We start from the raw sequence: 522 nt of genomic DNA, 5'->3' as shown, positions 1-522 counted from the left end.
ATATGCGCCTCCGGCCTTAAGTACCCCCAGAATGCTCACCAGAATATCCGCAGAACGTTCCAGCAATACGCCAACCGGTTGATCTGCTTCGACCCCTTCCGCTTGTAACACACGAGCCAATTGGTTCGCACGCTCATTCAGCTCAGTGTAGGTCAGCGCGGTGGCCCCAGACACAACTGCTATCCGCTCAGGGTTGCACTTCGCTTGCTCTTCAAAGCGTTCGCTGAGCGAACGGCCTTGCACCTGTCTGTGTTCAGCACAATGCACACTATGTGCGTTCGGGTCATTAAATACCTCCAGAATCTGCACGGTTTCTTCCGCCGTAATCAGTTCCAGCTCACCCAGCTTCGCATCCGGGTTCGCCGCCACGGCTTCGGCCAAGCGAACAAAGTGACGCGTCATCCGTTCTACCGTTTCGCGCTCGTACAACGCAGTTGCATACTGTAATCCGAACTGGATACCTGCCTCTTCCTCTCTGGCTTCCAGCGTCAAATCAAACTTCGCTGGCGTTTGTTCCAAACC

1 protein-coding gene is annotated in these 522 nt (G+C 54.8%); it reads right to left on the bottom strand.

The window, feature by feature from the left end; genetic code table 11:
• Positions 1-522: AMP-binding protein (locus tag NLX74_RS25555; RefSeq protein ID WP_254330939.1), on the bottom strand; the 522-nt coding region annotated here is incomplete at both ends.

This window comes from Paenibacillus sp. MZ03-122A (assembly GCF_024213325.1).
In the GTDB taxonomy this organism is placed as follows: Bacteria; Bacillota; Bacilli; order Paenibacillales; family Paenibacillaceae; genus Paenibacillus; species Paenibacillus polymyxa_B.
The sequence above is the reverse complement of the archived record's forward strand: the minus strand, read 5'-3'. Positions and strand labels throughout refer to the sequence as shown.